General features: G+C 37.3%; 21 protein-coding genes. All 21 read left to right on the plus strand.

Annotated elements, in window-relative coordinates:
• Window positions 1-560 precede the first annotated feature (560 nt).
• The 21 genes from AC6IWN_RS05850 (at window position 561) to miaB (ending at window position 21,337) form a co-directional block, all read left to right on the plus strand.
• On the plus strand, window positions 561-1,112 hold the full coding sequence (locus AC6IWN_RS05850) for a biotin transporter BioY (protein ID WP_497991434.1): 552 nt from the start codon (window positions 561-563) through the stop codon (window positions 1,110-1,112).
• Window positions 1,099-1,488 (plus strand): DUF1284 domain-containing protein, encoded by a 390-nt coding sequence (locus AC6IWN_RS05855; protein WP_497991435.1) that lies wholly within the window; start codon window positions 1,099-1,101, stop codon window positions 1,486-1,488. The genes AC6IWN_RS05850 and AC6IWN_RS05855 overlap by 14 nt, the downstream gene beginning before the upstream one ends.
• A 194-nt stretch (window positions 1,489-1,682) precedes the next feature.
• Window positions 1,683-1,856 (plus strand): 30S ribosomal protein S21, encoded by a 174-nt coding sequence (gene rpsU, locus AC6IWN_RS05860; protein WP_228352766.1) that lies wholly within the window; start codon window positions 1,683-1,685, stop codon window positions 1,854-1,856.
• A gap of 109 nt (window positions 1,857-1,965) precedes the next feature.
• Window positions 1,966-2,331, plus strand: coding sequence for a YabP/YqfC family sporulation protein (locus AC6IWN_RS05865; RefSeq protein ID WP_497991436.1), 366 nt, complete (start codon window positions 1,966-1,968; stop codon window positions 2,329-2,331).
• Between the two features lie 116 nt (window positions 2,332-2,447).
• Entirely contained in the window at window positions 2,448-3,689 is a 1,242-nt protein-coding gene (gene yqfD / locus AC6IWN_RS05870; protein ID WP_497991437.1) for a sporulation protein YqfD, read from the plus strand.
• Window positions 3,664-4,728 carry a PhoH family protein gene (locus AC6IWN_RS05875; protein WP_497991438.1) on the plus strand — a complete coding sequence of 355 codons (1,065 nt, stop codon included), beginning with the start codon at window positions 3,664-3,666 and terminating at the stop codon, window positions 4,726-4,728. The genes yqfD and AC6IWN_RS05875 overlap by 26 nt, the downstream gene beginning before the upstream one ends.
• On the plus strand, window positions 4,712-6,133 hold the full coding sequence (locus tag AC6IWN_RS05880) for an HD domain-containing protein (protein ID WP_497991439.1): 1,422 nt from the start codon (window positions 4,712-4,714) through the stop codon (window positions 6,131-6,133). The genes AC6IWN_RS05875 and AC6IWN_RS05880 overlap by 17 nt, the downstream gene beginning before the upstream one ends.
• A gap of 32 nt (window positions 6,134-6,165) precedes the next feature.
• Window positions 6,166-6,663, plus strand: coding sequence for an rRNA maturation RNase YbeY (ybeY, locus tag AC6IWN_RS05885; RefSeq protein WP_497991440.1), 498 nt, complete (start codon window positions 6,166-6,168; stop codon window positions 6,661-6,663).
• Window positions 6,664-6,693: 30 nt separating this feature from the next.
• Complete coding sequence (locus AC6IWN_RS05890) at window positions 6,694-7,779, plus strand: DUF3048 domain-containing protein (RefSeq protein ID WP_497991441.1); 1,086 nt, start codon at window positions 6,694-6,696, stop codon at window positions 7,777-7,779.
• 162 nt (window positions 7,780-7,941) lie between these two features.
• Window positions 7,942-9,624: a putative polysaccharide biosynthesis protein gene (locus AC6IWN_RS05895; protein WP_497991442.1), complete on the plus strand. Its 1,683-nt coding sequence runs from the start codon at window positions 7,942-7,944 to the stop codon at window positions 9,622-9,624.
• Window positions 9,625-9,782: 158 nt separating this feature from the next.
• Window positions 9,783-10,442: a BofC C-terminal domain-containing protein gene (locus AC6IWN_RS05900; protein WP_497991443.1), complete on the plus strand. Its 660-nt coding sequence runs from the start codon at window positions 9,783-9,785 to the stop codon at window positions 10,440-10,442.
• Window positions 10,443-10,724: 282 nt separating this feature from the next.
• Entirely contained in the window at window positions 10,725-11,942 is a 1,218-nt protein-coding gene (locus AC6IWN_RS05905) for a BaiN/RdsA family NAD(P)/FAD-dependent oxidoreductase (protein ID WP_497991444.1), read from the plus strand.
• A gap of 22 nt (window positions 11,943-11,964) precedes the next feature.
• Window positions 11,965-13,560 (plus strand): NAD(P)/FAD-dependent oxidoreductase, encoded by a 1,596-nt coding sequence (locus tag AC6IWN_RS05910; RefSeq protein WP_497992175.1) that lies wholly within the window; start codon window positions 11,965-11,967, stop codon window positions 13,558-13,560.
• Window positions 13,561-13,602: 42 nt separating this feature from the next.
• The gene (gene proB / locus AC6IWN_RS05915; protein WP_497991445.1) at window positions 13,603-14,460 is read left to right on the plus strand and encodes a glutamate 5-kinase; all 858 of its coding nucleotides are present in this window, start codon (window positions 13,603-13,605) and stop codon (window positions 14,458-14,460) included.
• Between the two features lie 275 nt (window positions 14,461-14,735).
• Window positions 14,736-14,951, plus strand: a complete 216-nt coding sequence (locus AC6IWN_RS05920) for a DUF896 domain-containing protein (protein ID WP_497991446.1) — start codon at window positions 14,736-14,738, stop codon at window positions 14,949-14,951.
• Window positions 14,952-15,022: 71 nt separating this feature from the next.
• A complete protein-coding gene (locus AC6IWN_RS05925) occupies window positions 15,023-15,613 on the plus strand; it encodes a 5-formyltetrahydrofolate cyclo-ligase (RefSeq protein ID WP_497991447.1) in 591 nt (196 codons plus the stop codon).
• Between the two features lie 82 nt (window positions 15,614-15,695).
• Window positions 15,696-16,943, plus strand: coding sequence for a glutamate-5-semialdehyde dehydrogenase (locus AC6IWN_RS05930; protein WP_497991448.1), 1,248 nt, complete (start codon window positions 15,696-15,698; stop codon window positions 16,941-16,943).
• 36 nt (window positions 16,944-16,979) lie between these two features.
• A complete protein-coding gene (gene hflK, locus AC6IWN_RS05935; RefSeq protein ID WP_497991449.1) occupies window positions 16,980-17,948 on the plus strand; it encodes an FtsH protease activity modulator HflK in 969 nt (322 codons plus the stop codon).
• Window positions 17,945-18,826: a protease modulator HflC gene (gene hflC, locus AC6IWN_RS05940; RefSeq protein WP_497991450.1), complete on the plus strand. Its 882-nt coding sequence runs from the start codon at window positions 17,945-17,947 to the stop codon at window positions 18,824-18,826. Before hflK ends, hflC begins: the two co-directional genes overlap by 4 nt.
• A gap of 96 nt (window positions 18,827-18,922) precedes the next feature.
• Window positions 18,923-19,891, plus strand: coding sequence for a M14 family zinc carboxypeptidase (locus AC6IWN_RS05945; protein WP_497991451.1), 969 nt, complete (start codon window positions 18,923-18,925; stop codon window positions 19,889-19,891).
• Between the two features lie 24 nt (window positions 19,892-19,915).
• On the plus strand, window positions 19,916-21,337 hold the full coding sequence (gene miaB, locus AC6IWN_RS05950) for a tRNA (N6-isopentenyl adenosine(37)-C2)-methylthiotransferase MiaB (protein ID WP_497991452.1): 1,422 nt from the start codon (window positions 19,916-19,918) through the stop codon (window positions 21,335-21,337).
• The last annotated feature ends 134 nt before the right edge of the window (window positions 21,338-21,471 follow it).

Raw genomic sequence — 21,471 nt, forward strand, 5'->3', positions numbered from 1 at the left:
AATCCAATCTCGGTTGTATTTATAATGAAAGTTTCTAACATCTAAGAAATTAAAAATATAAGGGTTAGCCCAATTGAGATAATTGGAATAAACAACCAAAAGCCATGAATTACAGATAGGGACATCAGCATTGTCATAGTGATGTATATTGTGAACGAGAAAATTGTTAGGAAAATGATGATTTTAGTTGAGGGGGATGGCTTGTATTTTACCAAGGGAGCCCTTTTCTGGGATGGTTGGTGTAAATCATCCTTCGTCATAAATTTATCCTCCTTGTATCAATGGTTTATTAAACTATATTATATAACTATTATTTTACAATAGCTAGCATTATAGAGAATGTTACCATGTTTTAATAATGAATAGTGGGATGTGGATTGTCAACTATAAATACAAGAACGGTTGACAATATAAATGAGTGGTGGTATACTTCATGTAACATCCAAACGAATATATAAAAGTACGCTTGGAAATAAATTATCTACTTGACTCTTACGTGATTATAACATTCTATAACAATCAACGAGAAGCTAGAGTCATTTTACTACATGGAGGATATAATGAATATTAAGAGTAATAAGTTTAAAGTAATTGATATGGTTTATATTGCGATGATGGCAGTGCTAATTGCAATCTGTTCCTGGATTTCAATACCCGCAGCAGTTCCATTTACGCTACAGACTTTCGCAGTGTTTTGTACGGTAGGGTTATTAGGTGGTAAGAGAGGTTCGATTGCAGTTATAATTTACATATTACTAGGCATGATAGGAATTCCGGTTTTTCAAGGATTTAGAGGCGGTATAGGAGAGTTGTTCGGTAATACCGGCGGATATGTTATCGGATTTTTATTTTCAGCCTTAGTATATTGGTTAATAACTCAAATCTTTGGAACGAAGATTATTCCTATGGTAATTGCTATGGTAGTAGGGTTAGTAGTTTGTTATGGATTCGGAACTGCGTGGTTTATGTATGTATTTTCCCACAATGTAAAACCGGTAGGCCTTAACGTAGTACTTGGCTGGTGTATTTATCCTTTCATTATCCCGGATTTAATCAAGATTGTTCTTGCTGTTGTCTTAACAAAGAGATTATCCAAATATGTGCAAAATTAAAATACGACCACACCATGTTCTGTGCATTACCTTCTTTGAAGGAAAGGGGTATAGTGAGGAATTTGTTAAGCAGATGTCCTATGTAATTAAGGAGCTGGAGAAAAATCCATTCATACAGTTGACCCAAGGGGAAGACCAGATCTGCGCTGCATGTCCAAATAGTAACGAGTATCAAGGGAAATGTTTTGATAAGGCATCAAGATACGATGAAGCAGTGAACAAGTTATGTAAACTGAGCCCTGACTTATTTATAGAGTGGAAACAGCTCCATGAGAAGGTGAAAAAACATATCCTTCAAGCAGGTAAATTATCCGAAGTATGCGGTGATTGCGAATGGAGCTCTATATGCTTGATTCGTGTGAAAGATTATTTATAAGTAGAAATACTTGTAATTCTTGTAGAATTATAGAAGAACAACATGATAAATCAAGCTGAGAAACTGTTCTTAAATATCAAAAAGAAGTTGACGAAAATGAAAAATATGCTATAATACTTTTAGTGCTATTCAAAAAATACCCAAACAGTTGTTTACGCACAATACACAACTGGAGGGAGGTTAGGTGTGAGACTATGTCAAATGTTATTGTAAAAGACAATGAAACTTTAGATAGTGCTCTCCGCAGATTCAAAAGAAACTGCGCGAAAGCCGGTATCCAACAGGAGATCCGTAAGAGGGAGCATTATGAGAAGCCAAGCGTAAGACGTAAGAAAAAGTCTGAAGCTGCTAGAAAACGTAAATATTAATTTTACACGAACTTCCAATGAACATTCATTGGAAGTTTTTTATTTAGTCTACATTTTAAAAAAAACTCATATATTATTACAGTATCTGCGAAGGATTTAGGGGGCCGCGATGAAGGATAACCTGAAATCATCACATCAAAAATTCAAAAAAATAAATAAAGACACATTATATAAAGGTCTGAACAAGAAAAAGAAAATCAAATCAAATCAATCACCCACCTATTTAGAAGAATTATCAAATCGAATTCATTTGCCAGCTGATATACTGGCGGGTGCTCCGATTATTACCGCAACCGGAAGAAATGAAATCTGTCTTGAAAATTATAAAGGAATCATCGAATATAACGGCAGTATAATTAAGGTACAAACAAAGCTATGCAAGATCTGCATTGAGGGAAAACAATTAAATATTCTATATTTTACTGAGGATGAGATGAGAATTACCGGCTATATCCAGGCAATCTATTATCAATAATTTTTACGCGAGCGATTTAACTGATACATATGACAATACATAAGGATTATGTAAAACGATCAGGTTTGTGAAGACCTTAAAAAATGGATCACAGTTGCCGACCGGGAGGGATGGTCATGCTAATTAAATTATTGAATTGGTTCCGTGGGTATTTGTATGTGAAGATTAAGGGAGCATCACCGGAACGATTTATCAATCTTTGTTGTAATAAAAAGCTATTTATATGGGATTTGAAGCAGGTTGATGACGAGTACCGCTTCCATATCTCTATAAAAAATTATAAAAAACTTAAACCAATTGCTAAGAAGACCAGGATAATACCAAGAATTATCAAGAAAAAAGGCTTTCCGTTTTTCCTACATAGAAATCGAAAGAGAAAAGGATTTTTTGTGGGTTTGCTCCTGTGTGTTATATTAATATACATAATGTCATTGTACATATGGAATATAAGTATTGTAGGCGGGTCAAAATATACTTCCGAAGCGATGATAAAATTCCTGGATAAAAATCAGGTACATACCGGCATGCTGCAAAAGAAAGTTGATTGTCAGGAGATTGAAGAAACCATTCGCCTGGCATATAAAGATATCGGATGGGTATCGGCGGAGATAAGGGGTACACGCCTTATTATCAAGATAACGGAGACGAATATGCCGGCTCCTGCAAAGGTCGCAATGTCCCCTAGTCATATGGTTGCTACCAAGGATGCAATTGTAGAGAAGATTATAACTAGATCAGGCACCCCGATGGTAAAGCTGGGTGACGTTGTGAAAAAGGGAGATATATTAGTATCCGGAATACTTGTCATTAAGGGAGATTTTGATGAAATACAGCGTTATCAACCGGTTGTAGCCGATGCAGACATCGTGTGTAGATCATTTTATAATTATAAGGATAGTTTTTCGATGCTATATGATAAACGCATTTATACAGGGAAAACAAAAAAAGGATATTATTTTGGCATTTTCGGGAAAAAATTATTTTTATATAGTCCTAGAAATTCCTATAGCAAATATGATATAATTACAAACGAAAATGCGCTTCATATTACCGATTCTTTTTATCTTCCATTTTTATATGGATCGATCAAGACCAGGGAATATCGTGAGGAACAGAATAATTATACGAAGGAAGAGGCAATATCTTTAGCAAAGGAACATTTGAACAGATATCTCAATAACCTTAATAAGAATAATATCAAAATTACGGATAATAATATTCAAACTACGATAGAGAATAATCAATGCATAACACAGGGTAGAATCCTTGTGGAAGAGCCAGCTTGGGAATATAAAACGATACAAGAAGACGAGTGGAGGATAGAACAGGAAGATGAGCATAACGGAGACAATAATTGATATACCTGCCGAACATGAGAAAAATGTTTTTGGAAGATTTGATGCATATGCTAAGATAATAGAGCGCTCCTTTAATATAACGATGATTGCAAGAAACGGTGAAATCAAAGTAGTTGGTGGTGCCGAAGACGTCGCCAGAGCAAAAAGCGTATTTATTCAACTGTTGGAACTTTCTAAACGTGGTAATCAGATCACAGAGCAAAATGTTAATTATGCAATCTCTCTTTGCTATGAAGATAAAGAAAGAGAAATTGTAGAAATTGATAAGGATCTTATCTGTCATACAATTACCGGTAAGCCGATCAAACCAAAAACATTGGGTCAAAAATCTTATGTGGATCAGATCCGTAAAAAGATGATCGTATTTGGAGTAGGCCCCGCCGGAACAGGAAAAACCTATCTGGCAATGGCGATGGCAATTACCGCTTTTAAAAATGATGAAGTAAGTAAGATTATATTGACTCGTCCTGCAATTGAAGCGGGAGAGAAGTTGGGCTTTTTACCGGGTGATTTACAAAGTAAGGTAGATCCTTACTTAAGACCATTGTATGATGCATTGCATCAGATTATGGGACCGGAAGCATTTGTTAAGAATACAGAAAAAGGACTTATCGAAGTAGCACCACTTGCATATATGAGAGGTAGAACTTTGGATAATGCTTTTATCATACTTGATGAAGCACAGAATACTACACCGGCGCAGATGAAGATGTTTCTTACCAGAATCGGTTTTGGTTCTAAGGTTGTTATCACAGGCGATATGACACAAAAAGATCTACCCATCGGTGTAAAATCCGGTTTGGATGTTGCAATCAATGTGTTAAGCAAGATTGAAGACATAGGCTTTTCCTATCTGACGAGTCAGGACGTTGTTCGACATCCGCTAGTTCAGAAAATCGTAAAAGCATATGATTCCTATGAAGAAAAGTTAAAAAAGGTTGAAACAAAGGCACTGGATCATGATAAATACAAAAGAGAAAGAAAATTGAACTTTAAATCCGAGAAGATCAGAGGAAACCGGAATGAAAAAAGACAATAAGGAAGGTTCTGTTAAAGAAAAGAGAGGATTTTTATCACTGATAGTAAGAAGGAAGAATACGAAGAGTAATCCTGTCTTTATATCGTTACTACCGATTTTGTCCACACTGTTTGCGGTATGGCTGAATGTTTTACACAACGCCTCCGGTGCAGAAGTTGCAAAAATCGGAGTTATTACTTTGGTATTAACTGGGACAATCACCTTTTATATACGTCTGAATGAGGAAACAACACGGAACTTAAGATTTTCAAAAACCATTATTGTATTAGGATATCTGGGCTCCATTGCTTTGTTGTTCCTACTACCGAATCCGGAACTTGATAGTTTATGGCTGATTGGTGGTCTTTTGATATCAATGCTAATTGATAATAAGCTTGGATTACTATGTAATTTTATTCTTACCTTTCTTTTAGGATTTCAACATAACTTAAGTCCACAGTTATTGATTCAGATTTTAATTGTATGCGTATTATTAAGTGTATTATCCGGTGCGATTAAGAATAAGGCAACAGTAGTGTATGCTGTTATTATCATATTATCAATTAATATTACGGTAGCATTTGCAATTAATAATTTTTCATTTGATAAAGAAAAGAACTATGATTATGTCCGTTCACTCTTTGGCATCTTGACGGTTATGGTTCTTTCTTATATAATAACCTTTTTATACCAGAGATTTATTAAGAACGATATTACGGAACAAACCTCAACCTCAACCTCGACCTCTGAGGATGAGTCTTCCCTTAATCAACCGGTGCTGGCGATACAAGAGATAGCATCATCTGAAGAGGTGATGACAAGTGAGTTTGAGTCTGAACTGGAGAGAAAAATCAATACACAGATAGCAGCTGGCGAATTGAATCGGAATAACGTTATGGATCGTAATAAGACAAGTTATGAGGAACTTTGTAATACCGAGAATGAGCTGCTGAGCGAATTAAGAGAGAAATCAGAGGAATTATATTTGCATTCCTTACTTATCGGAGAACTATCTGAGCGCGCTGCTTCATTAATTAGAGCAAATGCAAACCTTGCAAAAGCCGGTGGTTTATACCATGAGATCGGCAAGATCAGGAGTAAATATTATATCGAAGAGGGATTACGTCTGGCAAAAGAGCACTTTTTCCCGGAGGAAGTAGCAGCGATTATCAGAGAACATAATGTAAAATATGATAGACCAAGCTCGGTCGAAGCAGCAATTGTCATGCTGTCGGATAATGTGGTTTCTACAATAGACTTTATTGAAAAGACAAATGACCACAAATATACAACGCAAAAAATTATTGAGAATATCTTCCAGATGAGGTTGGATAAGGGAACGTTTGATGCTTCCGGATTAAGCCTGAAGGACTTTAAACTTTTAAAGGAATTTTATCAGGAAGAATTTAAAAGTAAAAAATCTTAGGCTTTATAAGGGAAATCAGAAAGGTTAGATAAATGACTTATAATATTGAATATGAAGCATCAAAAAATATGGATTTTGATTATGAAGCATTAATTCAGAGAGTTATCGAGGGATGCATTGATTACGAAAAATGCCCTTATGAGAGTGAAGTTAACGTATTGTTTACGGATAATGAGCAGATAAGGCAGATTAATAAGGAATACCGCGGAATTGATAAACCGACGGATGTGTTATCTTTTCCTTCAATTGAATATGATACGCCCGGAGACTTCTCCCGATTAGAGGTTGATTATGCACAGTGTTTTCATCCGGAATCTGGCGAGTTGCTTCTTGGGGATATTGTCATCTCGGTAGACCGGGCACAGGAACAGGCTGAAGAATATGGGCATAGTATGGAGCGTGAGATTGCATTTCTTACCGCGCACAGCATGTTTCACTTGTTTGGATATGATCATATGGAAGACGAAGAAAGATTAGTAATGGAACAAAAACAGAATGAGGTTTTGGACATACTTCAAATTAGAAGATAATCCCCAAAACACATAGAAGGAGGCAAAGGAATGCATAATAAAAAAATTATTACCATTTTCCTTATGACTTTAATCGTACTAGTTTTAGTTGGTTGCAAGAAGACGAATGATGAGATTGATAATACACAGCCCACATTAACCACAGCTCCAACAGATCAGCCTACGGAAGCGGTTACTCAGGCACCGACCCATGACGGAGAGATGAAGAGCTATCTCTCAGGTGAATGGGTTCCGAATGAAATCGGAACAAAACGTCCGATTGCATTCGCATTTAACAATTTCAAAACAGTAAGAAATCAATGGGGTATCGGACAAGCTGATATTGTTTATGAATGCTTGGTTGAAGGTGGTATCACCAGATTATTAGGAGTTGGAGAAAACTATACGGGTGACCGCATCGGCTCAACCAGAAGCGCTAGACATTACTTTGCAAGTATTGCGGATGAATATGATGCGATTTATATTCACTTTGGAGGCACCAGTTATGCAAAGGATAAAGTGAATGAACTTGGATTAGATGAGATTGACGGTATAACCGGTAAGGGTGGAACTATATTCTATAGAGATGAGAGCATTAGAGCTCCCCATAATGCATTTTCCAGTGAAAAATTGATTAAGGAAGGCTTAGAGAAATACGGGTATGAAACAAAATATTCGAGTGATTACAAGCCACATTTTTCCTTCTATGATCAGGACACGGAATTAAGTGATGGAACACCTGCCGACAATCGAATTGGTATTCATTTTTCAACTTATAATGATCCATATTTTCAGTATAACGCAGGAGAAAAGGTTTATGAACGTTTCCAGTTCGGAGAAAAGCATGTAGATTCTCTGACAAACAAGCAATTGGCCTTTAAAAACATCATCGTTCAATTCGTTAAAGAATGGAATATTGATAAGAAGGGTTATCAGACAATGGATATTGCGAATGCCAGTGGTTCCGGTTATTATATCACGAATGGCAAGAAGGTAAACATCACCTGGAAGAAAAAAGAAGCAGATCATTGGATGAGATACTATGATGAAGGCGGAAATGAATTAACAATTAATCCGGGTAAAACATATATCGCATTATTCCCGGATAGCCGTACGGATGACGTTTCATTTAAATAGTTATTAATTTCTTTATAGAGTGTATTGTTTAAGTAATTAAGTCAATAATCCTAAAAAACATCAACAAAGCAAAGATGAAATATTGTCTTTGATTTGTTGATGTTTGGTATGTTTTAGCAAAGTAATAACGTTTATTACATAGGAGAAACGAAGGAGCAGGTTATGTCAGCAAGAGAAAGAAGAAACAATTTTTTAATGCAGGGTAGTATCCTGGCAGCTACTTCTCTGATTGTTCGAATCATAGGGTTGGTGTATCGAATTCCTATGAACAGAATCATAGATGATGATGGTGTTGGTATTTATGGAAATACCTTTGAAATATATAATTTTGCCCTTATTTTGTCCTCGTATAGCGTACCAATTGCTGTAGCAAGGCTGGTTACAATTAGAAGAGTGAACAAGGAATATAAAAATTCCTATCGAATATTTATCTGTGCATTAGGATTTGCTTCGGCAGTCGGATTTGCAGCGATGCTAATTATCTATTTTTGTGCCCCCGCCCTTTCCCAGTTGGTTGGTAAGAGTGACGATGCAATACTTCCGCTGAGGATATTATCACCGACGATCTTTATTTTTGCCATTATGGGCGTGTTAAGGGGATTCTTCCAGGGTAAGAATACCATGATTCCAACCGCAATGTCCCAGTTAATCGAACAGGTGGTTAATGCAATCATTAGTATTGGCGCTGCTTATATATTTGTAAATATGTATAGGGATAGTAAGGATGTGTCATCCTACGGTGCTGCAGGTGGAACATTGGGAACATTTTTAGGCGCATTGATGGGATTATTCTTTCTGGTTTTCGTATTCATGGTATATCGACCTACTTTACGGAAGCAGATGCGCCGTGATAAGGATGAATATAAAGAATCTTACTCAACCATATTTAAGTTATTGCTTATTACTGTTGCTCCTATCATACTGAGTCAGGCCGTTTTCCAAATAAGTGGAATATTAGATGTAAGTATATTTAATCATATTATGGCCCCAAAGAAGGTTACAGTCTTTGATCAAGAGGTGCTGGAAAAATATGTTGCGGGCAAACTCTATATATCGGATTATCGTAATGCATTATTGGGAATCTATGGTTTGAAATATAGACTGCTATCCAATGTACCGGTTGCGATTGCAACTGCAATATCAACTGCAATTATTACAACGATAGCGGCAGCTTATTCCAAGGGCTTAAAGGATGTAATTTATAATAAAATCCATGTCGCAATTAAGTTTAATATGATTGTTGCGATTCCGTCAGCGGTTGGTATGGGTGTATTAGCATCCCCTATTTTGAAGATGATATTTAATGATGACTCGAAGTTATCTGCAAACCTATTAACGTTAGGAAGTATTGCAATTGTTTTCTTTGCATTATCAACACTATCTTCAGCAGTTTTGCAGGGAATTAATCGAATGCGAATCCCGGTTATCAATTCTGCAATCTCGCTGGCAATCCATGTAGTATTTCTGATTTTATTATTGCATTTCACACCGTTAAGTACATATGCACTTGTTATGGGGAATGTAACCTTTGCACTTGTGATATGTGTCTTAAACTGGCTAGCAATTGAGAAATATCTTGGGTATGAACAGGAGATTCTGAAAACCTTTATTATCCCGGCGGTAAGTGCAGGATTTATGGGGGTAGCAACATACTTTACCTATAAAGGGATGATGTCACTTCTTGATAGTAATATAATATCGGTTATGTTAGCAATAATCGTAGCAATCATTGTGTACTTTGCCTTTTTAATCTTCCTTCGTGGAGTGGATGAAACAGAGTTGCTATCCGTTCCAAAGGGCGCGACCTTGGTTCGCGTATTGAAGAAGCTTCACCTGTTAAAATAAATAAGCATGAAAGATGTTCAATATTATTATCATAAATTCATAAAAGGAACTCTTACATAGAGTTCTTTTTATTTGTAGTAAAATATTGATGTAAGTTTTGATATATCTGTATAATTATGAAAATAATGGACATAATCTTTGCCAAAGGAGTGGTTTCTATGAAGCTAAAAAAGGCATCGATTTATCTCTTGAGTTTTGTATTAATATGTGTCATGTTTTCGGCATGCTACTATTTGAGTTATCTTCATGCTTTAAATGATTTTAATAATAAAGCCATTGAACATAAAGAACAATTGTATGCTCTAAACAACAAACCGACGCCAACAACGGCAGCATCACAAACAAATAATAGTGTTGAAACATTGCAAAACGATGCAACCGTCAAGCCAACGACAAAATATACGTTGCAAAACTACGATTTGAAGACGGATACAACACAAACACAGGAATTAAATCCGCCCGCCTACTTGGTGGGACTTACCAGAGATCAAGTGGTCGAATACCTTACTTCATATATGAAGGATATACCACTGTCAGAATACAATAAAGGCTTGTTCTCCTTTGAACTTGTGTCATTTTCAGAGGATCAAATCGTTTTAAAGAAAAGCTATAATAAAGACTTTGTTCCGTGTATGTACTATGTAGCAATTAAGGACGGTAAAGTGATTGTATATAACAGCGATAAAAAGACGGTTTACAAATATACAGAGATTGATGCAAAAGATCTGTCCGAAGAGGATCGAATTGCATTAACACAGGGAATCTATGTGAATAGTGAGGACGAGCTATATTCCTTACTCGAAAGCTATTCCAGTTAGAGGAAAATGTAAGATAATTAAGTAAAATGGTTCATAGGAAAGAGGAGGCTGCTAGATTAAAAGGCAGCTTCCTTTTTCTGTAAGTTAAAATTTATTATTTTCAATAAGAAAACATTTATATCATCGGCAAGTTAACCTTTTCATATCCAATTATTAAAATCTCTTTAGAAAGATGAAAGAAGTTTAAAGAAATACTTATAATACAAAGAAATGCTTGAAATAATTCTTGGGGTAAAATATAATGAAACAAACATAATTTTGATTCAAATTGGAGGCTGCAGGGTGGAATACGATGTGATTATCATAGGTGCGGGTGCATCCGGATTGACTGCTGCAATTGCAGCGGCAAGACAGGGAAGCCGTGTTCTTGTGATAGAGCGAAAAGAAAAAGCCGGTAAAAAAATATTGGCTACGGGTAACGGTAAATGTAATTTTACCAATCTGGTTCAGGAACCCGCATGCTATCGTAGCAGTGACAGCGCATTTCCAATGAAGGTGCTGTCTTGTTTTGACGTTAATCGAACCATAGAATTTTTTAAAGAGCTGGGTATCTACCCAAAAAACCGAGAGGGTTATCTCTACCCGAATTCAGAGCAGGCCGCAAGTGTCGTTCAGGTACTTATGTTGGAATGCGCAAGATTCAAGGTAGATTTTCAATATAATGAAAAAGTAGAAGAAATTAAGAAGCCGGATTATACAATCCGAACAACTACGCAATCCTATCAGGCGAAGAAGCTGATTATAGCGGCGGGAGGATGTGCATCACCCCAACATGGTTCTGATGGCAGCGGCTTTGAACTCGTGGCTAAGTTGGGACATCATGTAATTAAGCCGGTTCCAGCATTGGTTCAACTAAAATCTTCTGATAAATGTTGTAAAACAGCTTCGGGGGTGCGAACCTTAGCAAAGGTATCATTATTTATCAATGATAAATCAGTAGTCGAAGAGAGTGGTGAAGTATTATTTACTGATTACGGTATCTCCGGTATTCCGATTATGCAGATAAGCCGGTTTGCTGCAAAGGCTTTGGAGCGCAAGGAGAAAGTACATTTAACCCTAGATTATATGCAGGAGCAATCTACGGGAGAATTATTGGTGGACTTACAAAACCGAATTCATCACAATCCTCAAAAAAACAGTGAAGAGATGATGATTGGCCTTTTAAATCATAAATTATCCTATATTATTCTGAATAAAGCGGGGATCGATGTATATAAAAAATCAAAACAATTAAAAGATCAGGAAGTAAAAGAACTGGCGAAAAATATTAAGGAGTTCCATTTATCGATAAATGGAACAAATTCTTTTGAACAGGCGCAGGTATGTGCCGGTGGAGTATCCACAAAGGAGATTGATCCGATGACCATGGAATCAAAGCTTCATCGAAATTTATATCTTGTCGGAGAATTGGTAGATGTTGATGGTACTTGTGGAGGATACAATCTTCAATGGGCTTGGAGCACCGGTTATATTGCCGGAACAGCTTCGGGTCAACAGTAGTAATAAAAGGAACGGGTGTAGAATGATTCGAATATCACAAATAAAGCTTCCGATCAAGCACGACGAAAAAGAGATGCTACAGGCAATTGCAAAAGCATTAAAACTTACGCAAAAAAAGATCAAAAGATATCAGATTATTAAAAAGTCTATCGATGCAAGAAAAGAGCAAGTGAAATATATTTATACTGTGGATGCGGTAGTGAATATGGAAGGAAAAGAAACAGAAAATTCCATCGTTGCCCGCTTGCACAATGTTAATATTATCATCTCAGAGAAATCGCAGTATGGGTTTGTGCCAACCGGTGAGCAAAAGATTGGTCATAGACCGGTAATTATAGGAACCGGTCCCGCCGGATTATTTACCGGCTGGCTACTAGCCAAACACGGTTACTCTCCTCTGGTGATAGAGCGTGGAGCACAGATAACAAAGCGTGTACAGTTGGTGGAGGAGTTTTGGAAAAGCAATGTACTTAACCCGGAAAGCAATGTACAATTTGGAGAAGGGGGAGCAGGAACCTTTTCAGACGGAAAGCTAAATACTCTGGTGAAGGATGCATTCAACCGATATCGACTGGTTATGGAGACCTTTGTACAGTTTGGTGCTCCTGCCGAGATATTATATCTTAATAAGCCCCATATTGGAACGGATCAGCTTCGATATGTCGTTGAGAATATGAGAAATGATATTATAAAACTAGGTGGCGAAGTACGCTTTGACACGAAGCTGACGGATTTAATCATAGAAGAAGGAAGACTAGTCGCTATTGAACTGGATCATAAGGAGAAGGTGCCTTGTGAAGTGTTAATTCCGGCGATTGGTCATAGCGCCAGAGATACCTTTGATATGTTTCATAAGAGAGGGTTAATGCTATCACCGAAGGCATTTGCGATTGGTCTTCGTATTGAGCATAAGCAGAGTATGATCAGTAAGTCACAGTATGGTAATGATTATATTCATCTGCCAGCTGCGGATTATAAGTTGACACACCAGACTGTAAGCGGTAGGGGAGTGTATTCCTTCTGTATGTGCCCTGGTGGTTTCGTTGTTAATGCTTCCTCAGAACAGGGTTATTTGGCTGTGAATGGCATGAGTAATTATAAAAGAGATGAAGTAAATGCGAACAGTGCCATTGTTGTGACGGTACAGCCCGAGGACTTTGGTGGAGATGGCCCGTTAAAGGGTATGGAATTTCAGCGAAAATGGGAACAAGCTGCGTATCAAACCGGCAGAGGAAGCGTTCCGGTGCAATTATTTGGCGACTTGTTAAGGAATAAGGATAGTGTTACAATAGGTGATGTCACCCCAAACATCAGGGGCGATTACCAATTATCCAATCTATCGAACTGTCTCCCTACCGAAGTGATTGATTCAATCAAAGAGGGGGTTTTAGCATTTGATAAAAGAATAAAAGGGTTTGGTAGTGAAGAAGCAGTACTATCCGGTGTGGAAAGCAGAACCTCCTCTCCGGTTCGAATAGAACGTGATATCACTTTTCAGAGTAATATAAAAGGAATTTATCCATGTGGGGAGGGAGCCGGTTATGCCGGTGGCATCACCTCGGCTGCAATCGATGGAATTAAGGTGTTTGAGGCAATCACAAGCTTTTATCAGGCGTAATAGACAAAGGATAAGTTGATATATTTATAGTTGGAGGCAATTATGCAGATTAGGGAAATGTTAAAAAACAGTAATAGAATCGTAATTAAGATAGGTTCCTCATCCTTAACACATCCGGAGACAGGAAGCTTAAACTTAGATAAAATGGAACGCTTGGTTCGTATCCTTACGGATATCAGAAATCAGGGAAAGGATGTTATACTAGTTACATCGGGTGCGATAGCTGTGGGAAGAAAAGCACTTGGTTTGAAACAGCGACCAACTGATCGGTCCGTAAAGCAAGCCTGTGCTGCAGTAGGTCAGGCAAGTTTAATGATGATTTATCAGAAACTTTTTTCAGAATATAATCAGGCAGCAGCACAAATCTTATTGACGAAGTATACGATGATTAACGATGTGAGCCGCTTTAATGCAGCAAATACCTTTGATGAATTGTTCAAGCTTGGTGTTATCCCAATCGTAAATGAGAACGATACTGTGTCCACGGATGAGCTCGATTTGGATTTTGGAGATAATGATACGCTATCCGCAATAGTAACTGCTTTGGTTGGAGGGGATTTGTTAATCCTGTTATCCGATATCGATGGTTTATATACGGATGATCCGAATAAGAATGCACAGGCGACATTGGTTCCGTATGTTGAGGTGATTGATGATAAATTAAAAGATATGGCGAAGGATTCCTCAAGTTCAGTGGGAACCGGCGGTATGGCAACCAAATTATCCGCGGCCAAGCTTGCAACCGCTTCTGGAGCGGACATGGTAATCACGAACGGAGAGAATGTTAGAAATATTAATTATATTATAGAAGGAAAAGAAGTCGGAACACTTTTTAAAGCGAACAAGGTGGAGAACTTCAACATTATGGATTACATTACTTCAAAGCAATATCAAAAGTAAGCTTAAGCAACATATTCCAAATATGAATTTAGATATGGAAAGTAATAGGGTATTTATAAATATATCTGTTTGGAAATAACAGGATGTTTATAAATAAGATGATACTTATAAATAAGAGGATACTTATAAATAAGATGATATTTATAAATAAAAGGATACTTAAAATAACAGGATACTCAAAAGTAGCAGGATGTTTATAAGTATAGGGTACTTAAAAATAACAGGATAGATTCTGAGAGAAATTCAAGTTAAGAATCTAAATTAGTGGAGGAAATATGGAAGACAGTAGAATTACAAGAATCAATGAATTATATCATAAATCACAGAACGAAGGCTTAACAGTCGAGGAGAAAGAAGAACAGGTTAATTTACGAAAGGAATATATTGCTTCCATCCGTAAGAATTTACGAGGAACTATAGAACAGGTATCCTTTGTGAATCCGGATGGTTCCGTTGTGAATGCGACCGATTTAAAGAAGAAAGAAGATTAATGTGAATTATATAAGTATAATTCACATTACAAAGGGATGGCATTCAAAGTTATGTAGATTGGAGGACATTCATGACAAAGGATGATATTCGAATTCTTCAAAAAAACAGAAGAGACCAGATGAGCATCAAAGAACAAAATACTAATTCACAAGCAATTAGGCAAAAGCTTTTCGAGAGTGAAGTCTACCGATGCAGTAAACAGATATTCATCTTTGTATCCTTTCGATCAGAAGTAGATACCCATGAGATTCTTCGTAGGGCTTTACTTGACGGAAAGAAAGTTTATGTTCCGAAAGTGGAAGAGTGTAACATGGAATTCTATAAAATCATGAGCCTTGAGGAACTGGTTCCCGGTACGATGGGAATACTGGAGCCCCAGATCAATCCGCAAAACCGCTACGCGACTTCTTCATCTCAAGCTGTGAAAAAGGATAACGTAATGCTATTACCCGGCTTGGCCTTTGATCATAAGGGAAACCGTATCGGCTATGGTGCAGGGTATTACGATCGATACCTTTCAAGAGAAGGGGAAGCCAATTTTACTAAGATTGCATTAGGATATGATTTTCAGGTGATGGAACAAATAACATCGGATGAATATGATATAAAAGCGGATATGATTATAACCCCAACTAGATGGATTAAATGTAGTGAAGAATAAGTAATATATGAAATGAATTCAAATGATGTGACGAGAACATTTGTATAAACTTCGCAATGAATGCGAAAGATTGGAGGATAGGATGGGATATTTAGAAGAACTGGGAACCCGTGCAAGAAAGGCATCTACTGCATTAAATCGGATGCTTCAGGATGAAAAAAATAATGCACTGAAGGAATGTGCAAAAGCACTGATCTCTTCTTCATCAGAGATTTTAGCAGCCAATGAGAATGATGTGAAGGCTGCTATGGAGAATGGAATGAAGAGTTCTTTGGTAGATCGCCTTCGACTGTCACAGGAGAGAATTGAGGGAATGGCGGACGGTTTGTTACAAATTTGCTCTCTACCCGACCCAATCGGTGAAGTGTTGAGCATGACGGTTCGTCCGAATGGACTTACCATAGGACAGAAGGTAGTGCCGCTAGGTGTAATCGGAATCATCTATGAATCCAGACCAAATGTAACTGCGGATGCGTTCGGTTTATGCTTTAAAACAGGTAATGCAGTTATTTTGCGAGGAGGCAGTGATGCAATTCATTCCAATACAGCCATTGTAAAAGCGTTGAGAAACGGTCTTATGGGAAGCGGATGTGATGAAGATGCATTATTATTGATAACAGATACCTCCAGAGAAGTAGCAAAAGATTTTATGAGGCTTAATCGATATATTGATGTTCTTATCCCAAGAGGTGGAGAAGGATTGATTAAAACAGTAGTAGAAAATAGTACCATTCCTGTAATTGAGACGGGTACCGGTAATTGCCATGTGTATGTGGATGAATTCGCTGATTTTGATATGGCGCTTGATATCATCGATAATGCAAAGACACAGCGTCTGGGTGTATGTAATGCATGTGAGTCTCTTGTGATTCATGCAAAGATTGCCGAGGGATTTTTGCCAAAGCTATATAGCAGATTGAATCCAAAAGAAGTGGAAATGCGTGCGGACGAAGCAGCATGTAAGATTTGCGAGGGCTTTATACCAGCACAGGAGAAAGATTATGCGACGGAATATCTGGATAAGATTATCTCAATTAAAGTAGTAAGCAGTATTCAAGAGGCGATTGACCACATTAATTATTACAGTACGAAGCATTCGGAAGCCATTATAACAAAGGATTATGATAATTCAATGAAGTTTCTAAATGAGATTGATTCGGCAGCAGTATATGTGAATGCCTCCACCCGCTTTACCGATGGAAATGAATTCGGTTTCGGAGCAGAGATAGGAATCAGTACCCAGAAGCTTCACGCAAGAGGTCCAATGGGATTAAAGGCGCTCACAACTACCAAATATATTATTTTTGGTAACGGTCAAATCAGGAAGTAATTAATATTTTAAATATAACAAATAGGAGGATATGAAATGGCAGAAAAAATTTACGATTTCCCCCCGGGTAATAATTTCAAGAGCTTTATGAAGCGATTTGGTAAGTTGTTTCTTATGGCGATTGGAGTTGTTATTATAGCAGTCTTAGTATTTGGCTCCTTTTACACGATTAAGGAACAGGAACAGGCAGTAGTCACTACCTTTGGAAAGGCAAAAACCGTCAACACTGCGGGATTGCATTTTAAAATTCCGATTATACAGCAGGTACATAAAGTGGATACCACAATTCAGGGATTATCCATTGGGTATGATTTAAAGACGGATAAAAGAATTGATTCAGAATCAATGATGATCACAAAGGATTTTAATTTTGTTAATGTAGATTTCTTTGTAGAGTATAAGGTATCAGATCCGATTAAAGCACTATATGCATCGGATAAACCTGAGATTATTTTAAAGAGTATTGCACAGAGCAGTATACGTATGGTGGTTGGTAGCTATAATGTGGATAATGTAATCACAAGCGGCAAGAATGAGATTCAGGCTGCAATCAAAACGATGATTTTAGCGAAGTTAACCAAGCAGGATATCGGTATTCAACTGGTGAATATATCAATCCAGGATGCGGAGCCCCCTACTGATAATGTCATGAAAGCATTTAAGTCAGTTGAAACAGCGAAGCAGGGCGCAGATACAGCGATCAACAATGCGAATAAATATAAGAATGAGCAGTTACCAAAGGCGGATGCAGAGGTGGATAAGATCTTACAGCAAGCGGCATCCGGTAAGGCTGAGCGTATTAACCAGGCAAATGCAGATGTTGCAAAATTCAACAAGATGTTTGAAGAATATAAAAAATATCCATCCATCACGAAGGAGCGTATGTTCTATGAGGCGATGGAGGATGTACTTCCTAACCTAAAGGTTATTATTGATGACGGTAGTTCAAGTGTACAGAAGCTGTTACCGATTGATAAATTAATGGAAGGAGAGAAGACAAAATGAAAAAAGTAAAAAGAATCTCCGGAGTATTTTCATTCATTATCATAATCGCAGTAATTATATTGTTGTTTTCCTCCATCGTTATTACGAAAGAAAATCAGTTCAGTGTTATTAAAAGATTCGGAAAGATCGAACGTGTTATTGATCATGCGGGAATATCTTTAAAATCACCATTTGTGGAAGAGGTATATACCATACCTAAGAGTATTCAGTTCTACGATATGCCGGAATCCGATGTGATTACACTGGATAAGAAAACTATGGTTGCCGATAGTTATGTATTATGGAAGGTAGAAAATCCTATTATCTTTGCACAGACCTTAAGCTCCTCCGTGGTGAAGGCAGAGGGAAGAATTGATACCACAGTTTATAATACAATTAAACTTGTAATTGGTCGACTTTCACAAACTGATGTAATCAGTGGTCGTGATGGGGCGTTAAATAATGAATTCATGGAGAATATCGGAGATGCAATGGAACAATACGGCATTAAGTTAATCTCTGTTGAAACGAAGCATTTGGATTTACCAAGCGATAATAAGGTTGCCGTATTTGATCGTATGATTTCTGAACGAGCTCAAATAGCAGCGACTTATACTGCACAAGGTGAGTCACAGGCACAAAAAATTCAAAATGAGACGGATAAAGAAGTTGCCATCAGCATCTCCGATGCAAAAACAAAGGCTGCAAAAATAACAGCTGAAGGAGAAGCAGAGTATATGAAGGTTCTTTCTGCAGCATACTCTGACAAGGCTCGAAGCGAATTCTATACTTATATCAGAGCATTGGATGCAGCGAAGGCTTCTTTAAAAGGGGATAACAAGACTTTAATACTTTCTCCTGATTCACCAATTACTCAGATATTCTACAAGCTGAACTAATATATAAATAAAATAGTATATTTCTGTTAATTTTAATCATAAAATCGTTTTTTTATCATAGAATGATATGATAATAGTTACTAAGGAGCTGATTCTATGATAGTTAACATGAATGATTCACTTTATACTTATGATGATATGGTTTCTGATGCTAAGAAACTTTCAAAGCAATACGATAGCATTCTACAATATGTCACGATTGGCACTTCCCATGACAATCGTGACATCGTTATGCTAAAATTGGGTATCGGAAGGCGTTACTTGTTATGCTGTGGCGGTGTACATGGCAGAGAATCAATCAATCCGATGGTATTACTTTGCATCGTTGAATATTATGCAGATTTATATAGTAATCATAAGCAACAAAAGAGCAATCTTAAGAAAAAGATGAGGAATTATGCCCATAATCTTGTTGGAGAATATGAGCAAATGTTATATGGAACTTGTATCTATGAGCTATTACAAACATTTACCATCCTGTTTGTTCCACTTTTAAATCCGGATGGATATATGGTATCATTAAGAGGCTTTGACGAAATACAGGATCCCAGGTTAAGAAGTACTTCGATGACATTGAATATTCCATATGCGGAGTGGAAGTTGAATGCACGTGGTGTAGATATCAATCGTAATTTCCCCAGCAGACTCTGGAAAGCAAAACATGACTCAGATACCTGGGCAAGTGAAAATGAAACAATCGCGTTAATAAAGGTATTTCAGGAATATAAACCGAAGGGATTTTTGGATTTTCATTCCCGCGGTAAACAGATTTATTATTATAGAAGCGTAATGCCGGGTAGTTACAATGAGAAGCAGTTAGAGATTGCAAATCGATTAAAAGAGATCACTAATTATGAATTGGTTGAGCCGGAGAATGAAATTGATGCCGGCGATACCGGCGGTAATACGGTACATTATTTTTCGGAGAATTATTATGAACCGGCACTTACTATTGAAACAGTAGAAGAAATTGCGGAGTTCCCGCTTGACTATAAATACAGACAACCGACGTTTGAGGAGATGAAACTCGTCATCTTTGAATTCGGAAGAATGGTATTAATTTGAATACATAAAAAACTGGAGGACAGAATGGAAAACAGAGATACAAACGTGAACGAGCTCGAGGCAGCCAGACAATTACAAATAATTAACGAGCTTAAAGTAAGTTTCGATCAGGAGTTTGAGAGAACAGGTAAGAAAAAGACATATCATATCACCACCTTTGGATGTCAGATGAATTCTCGTGACTCTGAAAAGATATCCGGTATACTTAAGCAGATTGGATATGAGGAAACGGATTCCGAGCAAGCAGACTTTGTTCTATATAATACCTGTACGGTAAGAGAAAATGCGAACAATAGAGTGTACGGACGTCTAGGATACCTCGGGAAATTAAAGAAAAGCAATCCGGGTATGTTAATAGCGATATGCGGCTGTATGATGCAAGAAGCATCAGCAGTAGAAAAAATAAAGACAAGTTATCGATTTGTTGATATTATATTCGGAACACATAATATATTTAAATTAGCGGAATTACTTCAGACCAGATTGGATTCAAAGAGAATGGTTATTGACCTGTGGAAGAATACCGATATGATAGTTGAGAATCTGCCAAATGAACGTAAGTACAGCTTTAAGGCTGGTGTAAATATTATGTTCGGCTGTAATAATTTCTGTAGCTATTGTATTGTTCCTTATGTGCGAGGAAGAGAAAGAAGCAGAAATCCTCAGGATATATTGAATGAAATCAAGAAATTAGCGGAGGATGATGTTGTTGAAATTATGCTTTTAGGCCAGAATGTTAACTCCTATGGCAAAAACCTAGATACACCAATGTCCTTTGCTCAGTTGTTATCTGAGGTAGAAAAAATCGATGGGATTGAACGAATTCGTTTTATGACTTCTCATCCAAAGGACTTATCCGATGATTTAATTGAAGTGATGAAACATAGCAAGAAAATCTGTAAACACCTTCACTTACCGTTTCAATCAGGTAGTTCTAGACTTTTAGGTTTGATGAATCGTCGTTACACGAAGGAAAGCTATTTGGAGCTGGTGGATAAAATTCGTGCAGCTGTACCTGATATCTCACTAACAACCGATATTATCGTGGGATTCCCCGGCGAAACAGAGGAGGATTTCTTGGATACGATGGATGTTGTGAAGAAAGTGGGCTATGATAGTGCATTTACTTTCATCTATTCAAAACGTACCGGAACACCGGCAGCGACCATGGAAGATCAGGTTGAGGAGGGGATAGCGATGGAACGTTTCGACCGTCTGCTTAAGGAGGTTCAGTCAAGCTCCGCAAAGTCTGCCGGTAAAGACGAACACACCGTTCAAAAGGTTCTGGTTGAAGAGGTGAATGATCAGGATTCATCGCTATTAACCGGAAGACTAAGTAATAACCTGTTGGTACATTTCCCGGGAGAGAAGAGCCTGATTGGTAAGATTGTAGAGGTGTATCTGTCGGAGAGCAAGGGATTCTATTATATGGGAACATTAAAATAATAAAATAATCAAAAAGAGCAACCCTGGATAATCAATCTAGGTTGCTCTTTTATGTTGGAAGGATCATATTTATCACGGAGCTAGAAGTGATTTTAATATTAAATATTAATAGTAATTTAAATAAATGATGAAAT

It is taken from the genome of Variimorphobacter sp. HTMS_6, assembly GCF_059717775.1.

What these genes read in the sequence shown, in the direction of transcription:
- AC6IWN_RS05945 (WP_497991451.1), top strand. Translation starts at nt 18,923, where the DNA reads ATGATAGTTAACATGAATGATTCACTTTATACTTATGATGATATGGTT.
- ybeY (WP_497991440.1), top strand. Translation starts at nt 6,166, where the DNA reads ATGACTTATAATATTGAATATGAAGCATCAAAAAATATGGATTTTGAT.
- proB (WP_497991445.1), top strand. Translation starts at nt 13,603, where the DNA reads ATGCAGATTAGGGAAATGTTAAAAAACAGTAATAGAATCGTAATTAAG.
- AC6IWN_RS05925 (WP_497991447.1), top strand. Translation starts at nt 15,023, where the DNA reads ATGACAAAGGATGATATTCGAATTCTTCAAAAAAACAGAAGAGACCAG.
- AC6IWN_RS05865 (WP_497991436.1), top strand. Translation starts at nt 1,966, where the DNA reads ATGAAGGATAACCTGAAATCATCACATCAAAAATTCAAAAAAATAAAT.
- AC6IWN_RS05900 (WP_497991443.1), top strand. Translation starts at nt 9,783, where the DNA reads ATGAAGCTAAAAAAGGCATCGATTTATCTCTTGAGTTTTGTATTAATA.
- AC6IWN_RS05930 (WP_497991448.1), top strand. Translation starts at nt 15,696, where the DNA reads ATGGGATATTTAGAAGAACTGGGAACCCGTGCAAGAAAGGCATCTACT.
- AC6IWN_RS05880 (WP_497991439.1), top strand. Translation starts at nt 4,712, where the DNA reads ATGAAAAAAGACAATAAGGAAGGTTCTGTTAAAGAAAAGAGAGGATTT.
- AC6IWN_RS05855 (WP_497991435.1), top strand. Translation starts at nt 1,099, where the DNA reads ATGTGCAAAATTAAAATACGACCACACCATGTTCTGTGCATTACCTTC.
- AC6IWN_RS05875 (WP_497991438.1), top strand. Translation starts at nt 3,664, where the DNA reads ATGAGCATAACGGAGACAATAATTGATATACCTGCCGAACATGAGAAA.
- AC6IWN_RS05850 (WP_497991434.1), top strand. Translation starts at nt 561, where the DNA reads ATGAATATTAAGAGTAATAAGTTTAAAGTAATTGATATGGTTTATATT.
- AC6IWN_RS05890 (WP_497991441.1), top strand. Translation starts at nt 6,694, where the DNA reads ATGCATAATAAAAAAATTATTACCATTTTCCTTATGACTTTAATCGTA.
- rpsU (WP_228352766.1), top strand. Translation starts at nt 1,683, where the DNA reads ATGTCAAATGTTATTGTAAAAGACAATGAAACTTTAGATAGTGCTCTC.
- AC6IWN_RS05895 (WP_497991442.1), top strand. Translation starts at nt 7,942, where the DNA reads ATGTCAGCAAGAGAAAGAAGAAACAATTTTTTAATGCAGGGTAGTATC.
- hflK (WP_497991449.1), top strand. Translation starts at nt 16,980, where the DNA reads ATGGCAGAAAAAATTTACGATTTCCCCCCGGGTAATAATTTCAAGAGC.
- AC6IWN_RS05920 (WP_497991446.1), top strand. Translation starts at nt 14,736, where the DNA reads ATGGAAGACAGTAGAATTACAAGAATCAATGAATTATATCATAAATCA.
- AC6IWN_RS05910 (WP_497992175.1), top strand. Translation starts at nt 11,965, where the DNA reads ATGATTCGAATATCACAAATAAAGCTTCCGATCAAGCACGACGAAAAA.
- hflC (WP_497991450.1), top strand. Translation starts at nt 17,945, where the DNA reads ATGAAAAAAGTAAAAAGAATCTCCGGAGTATTTTCATTCATTATCATA.
- miaB (WP_497991452.1), top strand. Translation starts at nt 19,916, where the DNA reads ATGGAAAACAGAGATACAAACGTGAACGAGCTCGAGGCAGCCAGACAA.
- yqfD (WP_497991437.1), top strand. Translation starts at nt 2,448, where the DNA reads ATGCTAATTAAATTATTGAATTGGTTCCGTGGGTATTTGTATGTGAAG.